This window comes from Enterococcus sp. S86.2, assembly GCF_059834485.2.
Genome location: NZ_CM206813.1, coordinates 615,342 through 630,994, shown reverse-complemented (window position 1 = coordinate 630,994; position 15,653 = coordinate 615,342). Strand labels below are relative to the sequence as shown.

Annotated in this window: 20 protein-coding genes; all 20 read right to left on the bottom strand. The window is 37.3% G+C overall.

Annotated features, from left to right (window positions below; translation table 11 throughout):
- Positions 1 to 12: 12 nt before the first annotated feature.
- Positions 13 to 705: a TetR/AcrR family transcriptional regulator gene (locus tag AC6R0T_RS02800; RefSeq protein WP_206902333.1), complete on the bottom strand. Its 693-nt coding sequence runs from the start codon at positions 703 to 705 to the stop codon at positions 13 to 15.
- Between the two features lie 572 nt (positions 706 to 1,277).
- Complete coding sequence (locus AC6R0T_RS02795; protein ID WP_303753843.1) at positions 1,278 to 2,015, bottom strand: alpha/beta hydrolase; 738 nt, start codon at positions 2,013 to 2,015, stop codon at positions 1,278 to 1,280.
- A 10-nt stretch (positions 2,016 to 2,025) separates the two neighbouring features.
- Entirely contained in the window at positions 2,026 to 2,553 is a 528-nt protein-coding gene (locus tag AC6R0T_RS02790; protein ID WP_303753842.1) for a dihydrofolate reductase family protein, read from the bottom strand.
- A 136-nt stretch (positions 2,554 to 2,689) separates the two neighbouring features.
- Positions 2,690 to 3,298, bottom strand: coding sequence for a methyltransferase domain-containing protein (locus AC6R0T_RS02785; protein ID WP_526159654.1), 609 nt, complete (start codon positions 3,296 to 3,298; stop codon positions 2,690 to 2,692).
- 612 nt (positions 3,299 to 3,910) lie between these two features.
- On the bottom strand, positions 3,911 to 4,360 hold the full coding sequence (locus tag AC6R0T_RS02780) for a hypothetical protein (protein WP_526159652.1): 450 nt from the start codon (positions 4,358 to 4,360) through the stop codon (positions 3,911 to 3,913).
- Between the two features lie 277 nt (positions 4,361 to 4,637).
- Positions 4,638 to 4,961 carry a phage head closure protein gene (locus tag AC6R0T_RS02775; RefSeq protein WP_303753839.1) on the bottom strand — a complete coding sequence of 108 codons (324 nt, stop codon included), beginning with the start codon at positions 4,959 to 4,961 and terminating at the stop codon, positions 4,638 to 4,640.
- Positions 4,936 to 5,232 (bottom strand): head-tail connector protein, encoded by a 297-nt coding sequence (locus tag AC6R0T_RS02770; RefSeq protein ID WP_303753838.1) that lies wholly within the window; start codon positions 5,230 to 5,232, stop codon positions 4,936 to 4,938. The genes AC6R0T_RS02775 and AC6R0T_RS02770 overlap by 26 nt, the downstream gene beginning before the upstream one ends.
- Positions 5,233 to 5,285: 53 nt before the next feature.
- On the bottom strand, positions 5,286 to 6,779 hold the full coding sequence (locus AC6R0T_RS02765; protein ID WP_500559745.1) for a phage major capsid protein: 1,494 nt from the start codon (positions 6,777 to 6,779) through the stop codon (positions 5,286 to 5,288).
- Positions 6,754 to 7,938, bottom strand: a complete 1,185-nt coding sequence (locus AC6R0T_RS02760; RefSeq protein ID WP_303753837.1) for a phage portal protein — start codon at positions 7,936 to 7,938, stop codon at positions 6,754 to 6,756. Before AC6R0T_RS02760 ends, AC6R0T_RS02765 begins: the two co-directional genes overlap by 26 nt.
- A 154-nt stretch (positions 7,939 to 8,092) precedes the next feature.
- Positions 8,093 to 9,787 (bottom strand): terminase large subunit, encoded by a 1,695-nt coding sequence (locus tag AC6R0T_RS02755; protein WP_303753836.1) that lies wholly within the window; start codon positions 9,785 to 9,787, stop codon positions 8,093 to 8,095.
- Positions 9,780 to 10,259 carry a phage terminase small subunit P27 family gene (locus AC6R0T_RS02750; RefSeq protein ID WP_303753835.1) on the bottom strand — a complete coding sequence of 160 codons (480 nt, stop codon included), beginning with the start codon at positions 10,257 to 10,259 and terminating at the stop codon, positions 9,780 to 9,782. The genes AC6R0T_RS02755 and AC6R0T_RS02750 overlap by 8 nt, the downstream gene beginning before the upstream one ends.
- Before the next feature lie 83 nt (positions 10,260 to 10,342).
- Positions 10,343 to 10,480: a DUF2292 domain-containing protein gene (locus AC6R0T_RS02745; RefSeq protein WP_303753834.1), complete on the bottom strand. Its 138-nt coding sequence runs from the start codon at positions 10,478 to 10,480 to the stop codon at positions 10,343 to 10,345.
- 154 nt (positions 10,481 to 10,634) lie between these two features.
- Positions 10,635 to 11,027, bottom strand: a complete 393-nt coding sequence (locus tag AC6R0T_RS02740) for an HNH endonuclease signature motif containing protein (RefSeq protein ID WP_303753833.1) — start codon at positions 11,025 to 11,027, stop codon at positions 10,635 to 10,637.
- Positions 11,024 to 11,431: a DUF3206 domain-containing protein gene (locus AC6R0T_RS02735; protein WP_303753832.1), complete on the bottom strand. Its 408-nt coding sequence runs from the start codon at positions 11,429 to 11,431 to the stop codon at positions 11,024 to 11,026. Before AC6R0T_RS02735 ends, AC6R0T_RS02740 begins: the two co-directional genes overlap by 4 nt.
- A 263-nt stretch (positions 11,432 to 11,694) precedes the next feature.
- A complete protein-coding gene (locus AC6R0T_RS02730; RefSeq protein ID WP_303753831.1) occupies positions 11,695 to 13,284 on the bottom strand; it encodes a DNA primase family protein in 1,590 nt (529 codons plus the stop codon).
- Positions 13,281 to 14,195, bottom strand: coding sequence for a hypothetical protein (locus AC6R0T_RS02725; protein ID WP_303753830.1), 915 nt, complete (start codon positions 14,193 to 14,195; stop codon positions 13,281 to 13,283). The genes AC6R0T_RS02730 and AC6R0T_RS02725 overlap by 4 nt, the downstream gene beginning before the upstream one ends.
- Positions 14,137 to 14,427 carry a hypothetical protein gene (locus AC6R0T_RS02720; RefSeq protein ID WP_526159648.1) on the bottom strand — a complete coding sequence of 97 codons (291 nt, stop codon included), beginning with the start codon at positions 14,425 to 14,427 and terminating at the stop codon, positions 14,137 to 14,139. Before AC6R0T_RS02720 ends, AC6R0T_RS02725 begins: the two co-directional genes overlap by 59 nt.
- Positions 14,428 to 14,549: 122 nt before the next feature.
- Positions 14,550 to 14,846, bottom strand: coding sequence for a hypothetical protein (locus AC6R0T_RS02715; RefSeq protein ID WP_303753828.1), 297 nt, complete (start codon positions 14,844 to 14,846; stop codon positions 14,550 to 14,552).
- Between the two features lie 225 nt (positions 14,847 to 15,071).
- On the bottom strand, positions 15,072 to 15,344 hold the full coding sequence (locus tag AC6R0T_RS02710; protein WP_303753827.1) for a hypothetical protein: 273 nt from the start codon (positions 15,342 to 15,344) through the stop codon (positions 15,072 to 15,074).
- An 18-nt stretch (positions 15,345 to 15,362) separates the two neighbouring features.
- Complete coding sequence (locus AC6R0T_RS02705; protein WP_303753826.1) at positions 15,363 to 15,563, bottom strand: helix-turn-helix domain-containing protein; 201 nt, start codon at positions 15,561 to 15,563, stop codon at positions 15,363 to 15,365.
- Positions 15,564 to 15,653: the final 90 nt, after the last annotated feature.

Sequence of the window (15,653 nt, the reverse complement as noted above, 5' to 3'; positions counted from 1 at the left end):
CTGCAACCTTCCTTATCTACTTAATTTTTCATCTTTAGGTTTTGTAGCACCACTTTTTAGCCAATTAAGCTTTAAAGTAAAATCCTTTAAAACTTCTTCCATATCAAAATCGTCTTTTCCAACTAACTGGCGATACCCTTCTGCAACAGACGAAAATACCATGTGCATCAACATTTTGACTAAAATTTTCAACTCATCTTCGTTTGCAACTTTTAAAGTCGTCAGATCAATCATATTGTAAAATTCCTGCATGGTTTCTTTATGTTCTTGGCGTGCCTCTTCAGAATGAAAAGCCACATGGGGATGATTTCGTTTATCAAAATGGGGTGAAACTTTATGGAAAGAACGATAGTCCATATTCATAAACAAGTTCTTATAAAAGGCTGCATTCTCACCTTGCAAAACTTCTTTCACCATTTTGATAAAGTAAATTTCAAAACCGTCAAAAAGTTGTCCTTTTGCCTCTCTCATGGCATTATTCAACTCATGTTGGGTATTGCGCCGCATACTTTGAAAATAATAGAAATATAAATCTTCTTTATCTTCAAAATATTGATAAAAACTTCCCCGGGGAATCCCGGCATCTTTAATAATTTGCGCAATTGACGCATCCACTAAAGGTGCTCTGGAAAACTCTTTTTTCGCAGCTTTCATAATTCGTTGCTGCTTTTCTCTTGTCAGATGAAAAAAGGTTTCCTTTGGCATGATCTCTCCTCCTTACTTTAAAAATTTTCACTTTAAATAAATGACGCTATGTCATGTGACAATGTGTCATTATACGCTCATTTTTGGCAATTGCAAGCATTTTGCATAATTATTTTCATAAAAACCTTCAAACAAAAATCGTTATTTAAAAAGTTAAAAAATACTGATTTGTCAACATTTAAAAGCAAAACGTATATTATTTTTTGAAATAAAGTCAGCATTTTACTATTTTCAAACAAAAAAATTTCATACTTTCTTCATATATCAATTTGAAATAACGGTTTCAATTTTATCAAGACAACAATTGATTATATTTCTTGCAAAAAAATATACCAATTTGTTTTCACGTTTTTTAATCGTTGACGTTAAGGTTATCAAAATTTTGTTTTTTAAATTTGCCAAGCCATCTCGCCTTTTTTTAAAAGCTGAAGATTAAACTTTAGTACTTTTAATTTTGATTGTCTTAAAAAAAATCCTCACATAAAAAGTCGTCTTAACTTTCAAAACTTAAAAACTACACCAACTTATCATCTTTAGGTTTGCTACTACGACTTAATCCTTGAGAATTTTTCCTATTTTATTTCTTGCAACCAATGAATAATAATCTGACCAATTTTCCTTTGTTGTTCATCATTGGAGATTGTTGCTTGTCCATCACCTTTTTGTGCTCCGTAACTGCCAAAGCCAGCATGATTGCCACCTTTAATGATTTCATAAGTAGCCGTCTTTGGTAAATAGTTTTTAGCTTTTTGATACTGTTTATGATTTAATACCTGATCTTTACTAGCTGTAATTGATAAAACCGGTATATTGTTCTTTACAAGTGACCCTTTCTCATCAGGATAACTAGCTAAAAAAATCATACCCGCAATATCTTTGGGCTGGTTATGTGCATAACGACTCGCCATCACCCCACCTAATGAATGACCGACTAAAATATTTCTTTCATGTAGATTCATCACAACATCTGCTTTATTTGGGGCCATTACAGCTAAATTCAAAGGTAACTTCAAAATATAAACCCGATAACCTGCCGCAGCTATTTCTTGAGCCCAAATGCGATAACTCGCCGGATTGACCAAAGCCCCCGGATAAAAGATAAGATTTGTCTTTTCTTTTGTTTTATCTGCCTGTTGACTAGTAAATAATTCGTAATCTTTTGTAACTTTTACCGGCTTAATTGCACTTGCAGCACTTGTGGGGTTGTAGGTGTTCACTTTTAGATAGAAAACACCACCTGCTATTACTAAAATAAAGGCAACAAAAATTCCCAGCAGCGTTTTTTGCCACCAACGCCATTTCTTCAACATAAAACCTTCCTTACGTCATTTTTTTACGATAATGTAATTCCACCAATTCACCCATTTGCGTTGTCGCAACAAACGTTAGCCGTTGTTGATAATTGCCGGTTGGAAATAACCGTTTACCACTGCCTAGTAACACTGGCGCAATTTGTATCCAGTATTCGTCCAATAGATTGGCTTTCATTAATTGAGTTAATAAATTGCCGCCACCAACAATCCAAATATAGTCCTTGACTTGATTTTTCAAATCACCAATCACTTTGACAGGGTCTTCACTGGTAAAATACCCCTCATGAATTTCATCTGTTCGCGTGCGGGAAAAAACGATCTTCTGTTTATTTGGATACAAGGATTCTTCTTGCAGTAATTTCAATACTTCATCGTACGTAACACGTCCCATAACGACCGTCGCAACTTTTTCTGCAAAACTTTCATAAGTCGAAACACCAGCTAAATCCGTATCAAACAACCATTGCAAATTATCATTACTGTCTGCTAAATAGCCATCCAAACTAATCGCACCATAAAACACGACTTTACCCAAGTAAATACCTCCTTTATGTATTTAAAAATTTACGCAAAAGAAGACCACTTCTTGATTATAGCAACAAGAAGTGGTCTTATAAAAAAATTGGCCTACAAAAATTCTGCAGTATTATTGAAACATCTAGATGAAATTTCTATTTCATATTACGACAAACAAAAATAAATCGATGTTGCAAATTGAAAATATTCCCATTTCTTTCTAATTCTTCATGCAAAGAAAGTAGCTCTTTAAAATTATTTTCTACTGAAAAATCAGGAAACTCCCATGGAATTGTTCGTAAATAATAAATCAGACCATCCATATCATAAAATTCTTGTTTCAAATAAATTTCATTTTGAAATAGTATCTCAAAATTATTCTTTTCTAATTCTTCAATTATCAAGGCAAGATGAAAATCAAAAACATCTTTCTTATACTTTCGAATAACTCTAGATGCTAAATTGACACCTTTAAAATCACCGACTTGCTGCGAAATAAAAATTCCTTTTGGCTTTAAAACGCGCTGTACCTCAGAAATTGAGAAAGATTCATGAGAATTAATTACTATATCAAAAGAATCATCTGAAAAATTCAATTCATCTTGTTCATTAACAAATTGAACATCTACCCCTTTTGTTTGTAAAGTTTTTTGTAATAAACGATAATTCTTTAAATAACCTTCTGTAACAGAAGTATTTTCGTATGGATGACTAAAAGTTGCCAATAAATCACCGCCACCGGTTCCCATATCTAATAGCTGCATCTCTTTTTTTTAGATAGCTTAGAACGATATCACGATAGTCCCAATTTGGCTCCTCGCAAAAATACTTATTCTCTAAATAGGAAAAGTTCCAACCCGTAAAGTTCTTTTGGTTTTCTTCACTTTTCAACCATTGATTTTTAACAAAGCTATATTCATATTGACATCTCCTAATTATTAATTAAAGTAATAAGGTCGATATAGCTTGTTCTGATAGGAAAAAAATTTACTCGATATAGAACCCATCAAACTAAACTATATCGAATAGCTACCTCGTTTAAATAACATAAAATCTCCTCCTATTCTTCCAGTATACCGCATTTGCCACGCAAAAAGAAGCGCTTTCTAAATCAACAATTTTTTATCTTTAGCATTCTATAGTTACAGTATTCCAATTATATAAAAAAATAAGCTAGAGATGTCGGTTAACATCATTTCTAGCTTATTTTCTCTACTACCCTACAGACCCTTCCATTTAACGATTTCTTATCTAAATACGCACAAATACTGTTATATCAACAAAAAAATCTCTAAAAGTTATCAACAAAAAAACATATATTCACTTCTATTTTTACAAATAGATAGGTTTTAGATAGCTTTTTTTAGCTGGGGGCATTATTCTTTTTTTGTAAGTCCTAATTTCTCCATTTCTTTTTGTAGACCAACTAATCCACCCATTACCTCACTCATACCGCTAAGGTTTTGGATCATTTCTTGTGGATTATTAAATGCTTGGCTCGCAAATTGATTAGCCATTTCATCACTTTTACTTTTATTTTCTAATTCTTTTTCCATAATCATTATTCTAATCTGTTCATCTGTTTCCATCTTCATTTTTTCTAAATCGTGATAGTATTGTTCTTTAAGTCTTGTATTTTCAACTTCAGAAGTTTCTTTAACCTTTTTTATCTCTGCATCTGCACTTTCTCTTATTTTTTCAATTTCATTATTTGCTTGTATTCTACTACTTTCTAAGTCGCTTTTAGACTTTTTAATTGCCGCCAAATAAGACAATAACCCAGTAATTACTGATGTTAGAATTGGTATAAAAATTTCATAACTCAACATACAAGACCCCTTTTTTTTAATTTTATAATACCAAAAAAAACACACCTTGTTAAGAGTGTGTTAAACCATCATTAATCGCACGATTGCGAAAAGGAGTCGAACGTTCTACCTATTACTTTTCCTAGTCCATCATGTTTGCAACCATACCTACAATTTTCAGTCCAACAATAGATTTCGACTAGCTAAGCCTTGCAAAATCCGGGCAGTTAACCCCTTCATTTACTATCTCCATTATAATAAAAAGCTATTGTGTTTACAATTGTAAACAACCCCCTTATTCCTTTACAACTAATACCATAAACTCTTTAAAAGCCGTATCGGGATTAACCTTTATTATATTATATTTTTTCTCATTCCAATAAATTTTCATTTGATTTGTTATTCTATATTCTTGCTGTTGTCGCAAAACGACTTCAAGAGTATCCTCATATTTTGTTCCAGAATATTCTTTCACATCTTTAATATTTTGCGTACGAATTTTAGCCCAGCATGAAAATAATTCTTGTTCCGATTCACCAGGGAATGGTCCAGGGGTGGGTTCCACAGATAATACAGTAATCCGTTCGTTCAGTTCATTCACGTTTTTTATAATCGGCATAATACGCCCCCCTCATCTGTTGGATCAACGCTTGTACGGTTACTGGCATACGATCGCTGTTTGGTGTATCACGGTTTTCATACCAATGTTGAGTAAGTAACGACACCGCCCAATCGAATTGTTTGTAAGCAGCTATAACGCTTGTCTCTGCTTTTGAATCAATGGCGCTTATAATGTATTGTGTGGCTGTATCTAGTAATTGTTGGAATAAATCATCATCAAAATTATGGTCTATTCGTAAACTGTTTTTTAAGTCACTTATTTGTACCATGTTATCCCTCCTAATGAAAAAGGTAGCGGATTAACCGCCACCCATTATTATTATTAACCTTGTGTAGCTGGCGCGAACTCAATATAGACAGAAGCATTTTCATCAATCTTCTTGTAGTCATTGCGAACGATAACCGCAAGACCTTGTGAGTAGTAATCGAATTTCTCCCATTGGGTAGTCACTTGGTTTCTACGTGCCACAAATATGGATTGAGCAATATCACCCATAATCATTGGGAATGTTCCAGCTTTTGGATTGGCAAGTAATGTATCTGCAATCAATACCACTGGCATACCAAACAATGCCTTACCGCTTGGCGCTGTTACATCTGGTTGCAAGATATAACGTCCATCTGAATCTTTTAACGTATCTAGGTGGTTATATCCGCTTTGGTTCAAGATAACCATCTTATCTAACGCTGGATCAAGTACCACGTTATACAACTGTTTCAGGTCGTCTAAAGTAGCAGCAGTTTTCTTAGTGAAGGTTTTTAGCAAGTCAATAATATGTTTATTGTCTGTATTTTCAACCAACTTAGCCAACTGGTCTTTGACTTCTTGAACGATATTCACCGCTGAATCTTCAATCACTTCATTGGATAAAGCGATCTTTCCGGCACGTGTTTCTGCCTTATATTCAACCTGTGTGAACATTTCAGCGTCAATATCGCCAATTTCTGCTAGTTCTGCTTTAGTGGCTAGGACGGCTTGCTGATTGGTTGCTACTGGGTACTTTCCTTGTCCGTTTGATACGGTTTTAACTGTCGCATATTGCGCCAAATTGTAAGTGGAACGTTTTAAGTCGAACACTTCTCCAATTACTTCCTCCGGTACGACTGCAGCCGCATTCACCGTAGTGACACCATCACGGATTTCACCTTGCGAACGGATATAATCTTCATAACCACGCATTTCTGTTTTTTCGTTATCAATTAAAGTTTTTTCCATGTTTTTACTCTCCTTTTGTGTTTTAGAAGTGGATTCTAAGCCTTTGTTTGTTTTATTCGCTGGGTTGTTACCCATAAACGCTTCATATGACCGCTTGTTGACTTGAACATTTGATGAATCATAAGCCGGAACTGTTACAACACTAATTTCATTCAGCTTTTGGATTTTATCAATGGATCGTACTACCTCACCATCTTCTTTCTCGCTGAAGGAATCGATTCCCAACACAAAACCAAAACTCATCGAATCCAATAACTTTTTTGATACATTTTCATAAACATCATTGGCATAACTTGTGCCATTTAGTTCCGCTTCAAAGTGAAGGCCAATATCATCTACTTCAAGCTTCAGTGTGCCGGCTTTTGTACTGGCAAGGGGCTTGCTGTAATCATGATTGTGTAATAAGAACACATTCGACAAGTCCACTTCTTTCAAGGCTTCTGGTGTGATTACTTCCACAAAGCCACCTAAATCTTTTGAAGGTTGTCCAAACTTCAGCGCATAACCGCTAATCGTTTTGGGTTGCTCCCCTTCCTCCTTCCCTTCTGCCTCTTTTGGCTTCAAGTCAGGATCTTCATTCAATCGTTTTTCCTGTTCCATTTTCTTCCTCCGTTTCTCTGAATTGATACTGCTCCAAGGTATCTAGATAGGTGTAATTCAAACTAGCTAACAACCTATCGCCACCTTCAACTGAAGGAAATCCGAGTTTTGCCCGGCCTTCATTAATGGTCAGCATTGACCCCTGGACTTGTTTCAGTGTGTTTGCAATCATGGTTTCCGGGTCTGTTTCCATTAGGTAATCCGTATTGAAGCGGTAGATCAAATTCTTTTGTTCCATTAACTTCACATTCAATTCACTGGTAAAGGCATTGAAATAATGGATAAGCGTATTCTTCAAGTAAAGTAGATTGCTTTGAGTATTGCTTGAATGAACGTTTTCTACACCCAACCGCTCAACCGGTATTCCAAAACACTTAGCAATCTGCTTAGACGTCCAATCACTAGAATTCACTAACTTCAATACATCAGTGTTAATCTCCAATGTTTTGTAGTCCATTGTGTCATCTAAGATAATGGTTCTTAGCGAGTTCTCTCCACCGTTCGCATCTTCAAATTTCTCCCGGATTGCTTTCTTGGCGTTGTTATCCAAATCAGATTTCTGTACCTTCAAAATACCAGTACCATTTACACCCCGAGTAAAGAAACTGAACCAAGTTTTATTACCGGCCTTCTGAATCTTCACTTCATCTTTTAGGGCATATAACGGGGAAAGTCCGGTTAGCCCATCTTGGGTAAAATACTTGAAGTGTAAAACGTCCTCCGAGGCTTTCTTACGCTTTTTGTCGCCTATCTGATAAAATACCTTGCCACTGTCATTCTGCTTCACTGTCACGCTAGAATTAGGCAATAAATGAAGTTCCTTCACCTTGCCACCCTCTCGAATGATTTCCGCAAAACTATTGCCATTTAGTAGCATATTGGCTGCCAAACTAAACTTGAAATGCCAGCCGTCCATTTCCTCATTGGGTCGGGTATTCATCAAATGAACAATTTCATTCTCGTCTTGTGGCATACCTTTTTTGACCACTTGCAACGGACTTGAAGCAATATCGCTGGCAATAATCTTAATGGCTGTAAACACATCACTATTCCGAAGATTCGTAATGCTGGCATAGTTTCCTTCAGTGGATTCAATCGACACAACCGCATCAAGAAAAGGATCTCCAGTTGTCGCTTTGTTTGCTTTAAAAAATGCCATTCTTTAACCTCCTTCCTGTTCTTTATTTAAAATCATCGCTAGTACAATCAAGGTAATGCCCAAGGCTAGTAGTCCATAAGCCGGGCTAGTAATCAAAGTTATGGCCACATTTACAAGTACCAGTCCAATGAGTAGGAACACTGTATGAAGGTTATTAAAAACTGAACGCATCACTTGTGTAAAAGTCATTATCTGCCCTACTTTCCTCTTGATTGGTGTGGTAATCCATTGCGAATACATAAGCGTTTATCAATCCGGCAATTGGATCTATCTTATTTGAATTCTTCGCTTTGTTTATCTGAATGCCGTTATTATCTTCTTTGATAATGGCGTTGTTTACCGCATGAGTGAGTATTGTATTTTTCGCATGAAGGATATTCCCTTCAAAGACCTGTTGCCTAAACGTCCGAGTGGGAACATTTAGTGTCAAGGTCCCTTGGCGCACTTCCAGCATTGGATAGTTCGCACGTTCTGCCTTAGCTATCAAATCATTAGCGTTGTACGGGTCATAGCATATCCCCATACACTCCAAATCATTCTCCTGTATCAATCCTTGGATAAAGTTGAAAACGTCTGTATAGTCCACAATGCCACTCTCAAGCGTGGTAATGGAACACTCGCCCATCTTCTCCAATTCCCGGTAAGGCAAGCCATCACGCTTTTCTTTGTCCTGAAGGCCATACTTGGTAGCCACAAAGCTATGAGAATCGCAATAAAGCTTTCCATCTTCCAGCGGTACAATCCATGAAATACTAGTTAAATCGTCCGTCTTGGACAAATCCACGCCAATATATACAGGCTTTCCGGTAATCTCGATTGGGTCAACTTCTACTGCTTGCCAATCTTCTGCTGCCATATAGCTATCTTCTGAAGCCTGTCGCCATAAATTGAAGTTCTTCACCAAAACTGAATTTAAGTTGTTTTGCTTCAAAGCAAGCTGGACATCATCTTCAATGGTTGGCAACATAACTTTTTTTATTTCCTCACTCTCAAAAATCGGATTCGCTTTAATCCACATTTCTTGATTGTGTATCTCTTCATCACTATCCAATTCCCAAATGGCTATGAAGTACCTCTCAGCCTCTTCCTCGCCTTTTAAGACCTTTTCCAGTAGTAAGTATTCCTCATACATTGGCACGTTCAAATCAAGCCCAGCGGTGGAAATAACCGCCAATAAACCGTTCTTTTGTTGGGTCATACCTGATTTAATAACGTTGTATGTTTTCCGGTCTTTGCTCTCATGCCACTCGTCAATAATGGCAGTCGTAGGGGCAAAACCATCTAGCGTACTGGTCTCACTTGCTAAGGCCATTGCAAAGGAATTAGAAGGAAGATGAATGATTTTCGAGTTCATAATTTTCAACTGTTGCCGTAGAAATTTGCTTTTCTTGGTGGCAGCCTTCAATGAATTGGACAGCATATCATAGCCTAATCTCGCTTGCTTCAAGGCGTTCGATACAAACAATACTTGTCGGCCTTCTGCTGGTTCTCGTTCCATTACAAGGGCATTAGCTGCCATCCCACTTGCTAGATAAGTTTTCCCATTCTTCCGTGACTTGGAAATAAACGCCCGGTTGAATCGCCTAAAATTACCTTCTTTGGTACGCCAGCCATACAGACTAGAAATAATGAATTTCTGGAATCCTAGCATCTTAATAGGTTTCCCGTCAGTGCCAGGTAACAACTCCATGAACTGGATTGCCTTTTGTGCCTGGGCATCATCATAGTAATAGGGATAATCATGGTTCTTGGCCTTCTCCAAGTCGTTTAAGTGGCGTTGGCAAGCTAACTTGATTTTCTCCCCAGCAATCAAGCGCCCGTCTAATACTTCAGCAATATAATTATCCATTAGCCATCAAACTTTCAAATGGATCTTGCGGTGTTTTCTCTTTGGCGTTATTCAACGCAATCCGAGAACGTTCTACCATTGTCATGCCAAGGGCAGTAGCGGCCATTTTCATATCCTTCATAGCATTGGATTGCATCTTAATTGCCGGGTTCGCTACCCTAGCGCCATTGGCAGCCTTCTGGAATACACCTTTATTTTTAATCTCACGTTCAGCAGCGCCCACTCTGGCAAAGGCTAAACAGTACGCCACCAACATTCCATAATCTGCTTCAGAAAGTGGCAAGTCTTGTTTTAGGATAGGCACTAATCGATTCCATTCCTTCACGGCCATTTCTGGCAAATAGTCCGGGGGGCTAGTGATTAACTCTTTGTGAGTAAACATCTCTTGCCGGGCATCTGCTCGTTGTGCTTTTTCCTCATTCGAGATATGCCCACGCTTTGTATCTTTTAATATGGTTACTGGATTCGCCATCTTGTTTCCTCCTTCCCAACAAAAAAGGAGGATACCAGCTACTACTCATAAATGAGTAACAACTAATATCCTCCGTTTTTCGGTCAGATTTTATGTTTATTCAATTCATCGATAAAAATAATTTTTCCGTCCTGTATCTGGATTGTAATTGATCCATAGTCCGGTAACGACAGCTTCTTTTCCTTGCCGTCTTTCGTCTTGATTAACACGGTATTTTCCATACACTTTCCTCACTTTAGATTATACTCTTTTTGTTTACATTTGTAAACGGTGTATCTTTTCAATATGGCTTTTTGTTTAACCTAGAGGGCTCCATCGGTTCTGAAAATTTCCCACCAGCGCCCCCTTCGCTTTACGGTGTACCTATTCGCCTGGTTATCTCCCCTGGGTCTGGCGTTCCATCTTCTCTTTTCTACTCTTAATATTATGATGAAAATGACACAGGCTTTGAAGGTTGTTATCATCTAGTCTCCTATCCCAACCAGCTTTGGTTCTGATTGGAATCACATGATCAGCAACATCAACTTTTTTGATAATTCCTTCTTTATAACATTCCACACAAATTGGTTCTCGATATTTGTGCAGCTTGGATAACTTCTCCCACTGTTTGCTGTGATAAAAGGCAAAATATTTCCCACCAGTTGCTTTCCTATTTTGATACTGGTCATAAGCTGCCGTTTGCTTTCTCTTGTGCTTATCACAGTACGGGGTATCAAAATCAACTAACACTTTGCAGCCGGCTTGGTTACATTGCTTCTTTGGCTTCATTCTTCCTCCAGCAAATAATTTATCAATTCATCATCTGTCAGTAGCAAAGCCAAGAACTTATCATGAATGTTCAAAAATAAATTATCCTCACTTGGTGTAAATTTTCGCTGTCTTGCCACATCATAGAGATTAAGCAAACAATTAAACTCGTTCATTAGCTCATCTGTATCATCATAGTTCCCACTGTCTGCCAATGATCCGACTACTAATGACTGACACCACACCACTGATTCTTGCAGCCAATGCGGATTATCTTCCATTATCTCCAATACATCTGGATCAAAAGTAGAATAGTCTTTTGTTACCAATCCCACACTAAATGCCAGCGTGTTCATTAGAAACTGACTCATTTCATCTGTATACTGAAAGTTCGGCGCTTTATTTGTTGAAATGAAGTTTAGCATTTGATTCCTCCAATCAGTTATTGTCCATGATTTTATTGCTGTGTGTCCCTAATTCTATTTTTAGAAACATTGATATACCGGCGATTGTCCCTAATGTCCTTGATTTTGCCCCATTACTTTATATATAAAATAAATAATGGTATTCTCTTTTTTATCTTCAAAAGAATTTAGTGAAATTAGGGACATTAGGGACAAACCCTTGGTACATAAGGATTCTTGTTGGACAAAGTAGGAACAATTTAAGGACGCAGTAGGGACATTATTCAATCACTTAAAATTCTGTACGTTGAAATTAACTTTAAACCGCTATATCGGCGGGTATGTTGACCACTATCGTTAAACCCTTTTGTGTTTCTGACTTTTGGCACTCCACATTTATCATTCAAATACTTAGTTAGTTCTTGAGTTGACAACGCTTTATAACCGTTATTGGAACAAAAAGCCCTGTACTCGGCAGCAACCGTTTTTGCAATCTCCCCTCTTGTTTCAGCAGTATCAATCACACAACATTCAAATAAAAATTGGGCTATACGGTCATTGTCAAATAGCCATTCAGACTTGGTATCAGCCATTTCCTTAGAACGTGTAAAGTTAGCTTTTTTACCATTAAATATTTTTTTGAACTCTTGTATGCACTGATAAACAAAGCTGGTAGATTCTTTTTCCATTGCGTCTAAATCTTGACTCTCCCAAAATGTAGCACCTTCCAATCGCTGGTTGCCCACTGTGATTGGGACAATGGTTAAACGATCCGCAAAACCTGGGCTCATATCCTTGAAGTGAAAGAAGCCATTCATACTAAAAATATGCTTTGAGTGGCTCACAAAGGTGAACCCTTGGATTCCTTTGAACTCACCCCGGACAGCGTCTCCACCAGTTAACTGTTTCAAAATTGCTGTCTGGCTAATGTAATCATCATCAATATCTCCACTAAGGTTTAAAGATTTCCCCAACAATTCAACAACGGCAAACTTATCTTTTGTTAGCATCTGTGGAGTTAGTGCTGTACGATTTTCTTTAGTGATATAGTTCTCCGCTACTATATTCAAAAAGCTAGACTTTCCTTCCCCACCTTTCCCATACAAGAAAACCAAGTCTTGTGCTGGGGCATGGCTTCGATAAAAGGTATATCCAATAAACTGCTTCATGAACAAGGCGGCATCACCAAAGAAATCATGGAAAAATTTGTCTGTCGCTGGTGTAGGTGTACCGGTCATATCCAATTCATAGTTATAAGAAATCAATATGAAATTATCGGGATCGTGGGGCTTCATCTCATTGGTGAGAATATTGTACGTCCCATTTTTAAAAGGAACCAATGCCGGATTGCTTTCCTCAAACGGTGACCGATTAGAGTAAGATGGATCATAGGTTTTCTGTTTAACATAAGTCCTGACCGGTGAAATAAGTTTTTGGTCATAATAGCCCCACGCTTGCAGTTCTTCGAGACAGATTTTCTCTGTAAAGGAAATCATCTCATTCTTACCAAAGTACCGCCAAGCACCTTTTAACGGCTCATAGACAGCCCCTTCTAACAACTTAGGAAATCGCAACAAATGATTCTTTTTGATAATCATATCGCCCATTTTTTCGTGGTCAAAGTAATGGTCAATTGAAAATTTATCTGAATCTTTTTGGTTCACTTCAAGTGTACACATAAACCAATCTGGAGAAATGTTGTTCAATTCGTCAACCATTGCTTGGACAATACCAACTTCTTTGCCTTCAATCTCTTTGATTGCCACACGCAAATTTAACGGTGTTTTACCAAAGTAGCTGTTTTTCTTTTTTTGCTGTACCGTGTGCCTAATGGCGATTGTCTCCTTTAGTACCGAATCGCTTATACTATTCAATAAAGGTTTCCTCCTTTCTCGGCATGGTTTTTAATTCTAGAATGAAAAATGGTATCCAGTTCCTTTTGATCTAATGGTTCGGGAAAAATTTCTAAGTTGAAATTAATTGCTCCCATCACTTTAGCAATCGTTTCGATTGGTGTATCAACACTCAGCATTTTATCTACCATCTGCCGCCACCAAATGTTTCGATTCCCAACGGTTGCCCCTTCAAACAATTGTTCCAGGAAAACGCCTGTGTATTTTTGCTTGCCGGAACTATTGGTTGTATAGCTACTTGTTTTAGGTAGGCGCTGTTTTTTTTGTGCATCTACCCACTGTTGAGAATTAGTAATTCTATGAAGGAACTTATCAACTGGAATAGGTTTAAATCCATCGTGGAAAATACGTAAATTATCACTGCTAAATTCCGTAACGATAGGCAAGCCTTGACCCTGTGACCACGTTTTATTACTTTCATCAAATTCAAACTTAACGGCCAGATCTAAGCAAAGCCCAAACAGCAACTTCTCGTACTCCTCACGGCTTACTGCACGATCCAATTCAAGAACCAATCGATAACGGATATTATCCGGCTTGTATTTCAGGGTTGGATATAAGCAGTAATTGACGTCTTTCAGCTTGTCGGTTATCTTCCCTAAAAATTCGGATTCTGTTTCTTGGACATCATCAAAATCAATAAAGAGAAGCGAACGACTAACCAAGTTTGTATTGTTACGCTTTAAGTCCCCAAGGATAGTACCAGCGATAACTATCAGCATTTGTTGTGTTTTAATCTTTAGTTCTTCATCTTTGTCTTTTGGATAAGGAAGGCGCTGGGCCTTACACGTTTTAAAGAAATCAAAATCACGATCAATATTCTTTACTTCGTGCATTGGTTCCAACGTTTTCACTATATTTGTATAAATCATCGTTTTCCCTCCTCACTTCGTACTCGTCCCATTCATTCCATAAGATTGCCACCACTGAAAACAACGTCAGCACCTTCACTACCATTGGGGCAAAGCCAATACCGTCAGCGTGACCATCAATAACAGTTTGTTTCACTTCTGAAAACTCGAAAAGCTCTCGTTTCTGCCAATCGTTTAAAGCTCCACCAGTTAAATTTGCCGGTTTCTTAGTAAGCTTTTCTGGATTTTTCACATCTGGGGCAACTTTCCAACAAAGCCACCGATTGTATTTTTCATTTCATCTGGGATATTTTCCCACACTGGCTTGTGTATTGTATCTGTCACTAATAACACCAATCAGCGCCACCTCCATTCCTAACTCGCAAAAATTGCCTTCCGTGTGCCATCTTCATTAAAACGATCATTAAAGACCAACCAAACTTGCTGACCTTCAAAATTCAACCATCTTGGCACTCCTGTGTGGTCTATATCAACTAACACCGATATGGTAATCTCTCGATCACGATCATTCCCAGCGCCTACGGTTGCCCCATAAGATAAAATTGGAACTGGTAATGGAACCTCTCGATATCCCCAATGGTCTATCATCACGATTGTTCCATTCGGTTTACCTGTTGGATCATATTGTTTTTCAATTGCTGTTTTTCCCATAGCAATCCCTCCTAATTTGTTGTATAATTAGGACAAAAGAATTGGCTTTTGTAGCCGTTTGTGTGCCTTTATCCTGTCCGCCAAGACAATTAGGGATAAGGCTTTTCTTTTGCCCTTTAATCATCATGTTCAATACCTACTACTCTTCATAAACTTTAAAGAATTTTTTTCTTCGATTGATTCATATCGGCTCCTCCATTTAATTTCTTTGCCCCCAGCGACTAATTAAATTTCAAATTGTGACATCCATTCATCAACTTTTCTACGATTGCACCGTTTGGTCTGATTGATAGTGGAGACTGGAAAATCCAATTCTTTAATAAACTTAGATAAATTGGATCGTGATACCTGTAAATAATCACATGTTGTTTCCAAATCCATCCATTCCGGAAAAATACGTTTCTCAACTTCACGTTGCATTGTTTCCGCCCACACACGACTAGCAACTTCCGTTAGTTGTTGCTCGATAGTTGGGCTTAAATCTACTTCTAATTTCATTTAACCACCTTCTTTTATTCACATTGAATAACTCGTTTGTAAAATTTTTTCCTTTGATACGCAAAACAGATCAGCAAGTAGCATTATTTGATCAGATTTTAATTGCTGTTCTCCCTTTTCGATTTTTGCATAACTCGAAGGATATTTATAGCCTAATTTTAGAGCCACGTCTAACAGTGTGAGTTCTTTTTGCTCCCTCATTTGTCTTAAAGTATTCATGTTGTCCTCCTTCCTGTTATTCACTTTGAATAACCTTACATTTGAAGTATAACTTTTAAAAAAAAATTAGTCAAGAAAAATTATTCATTT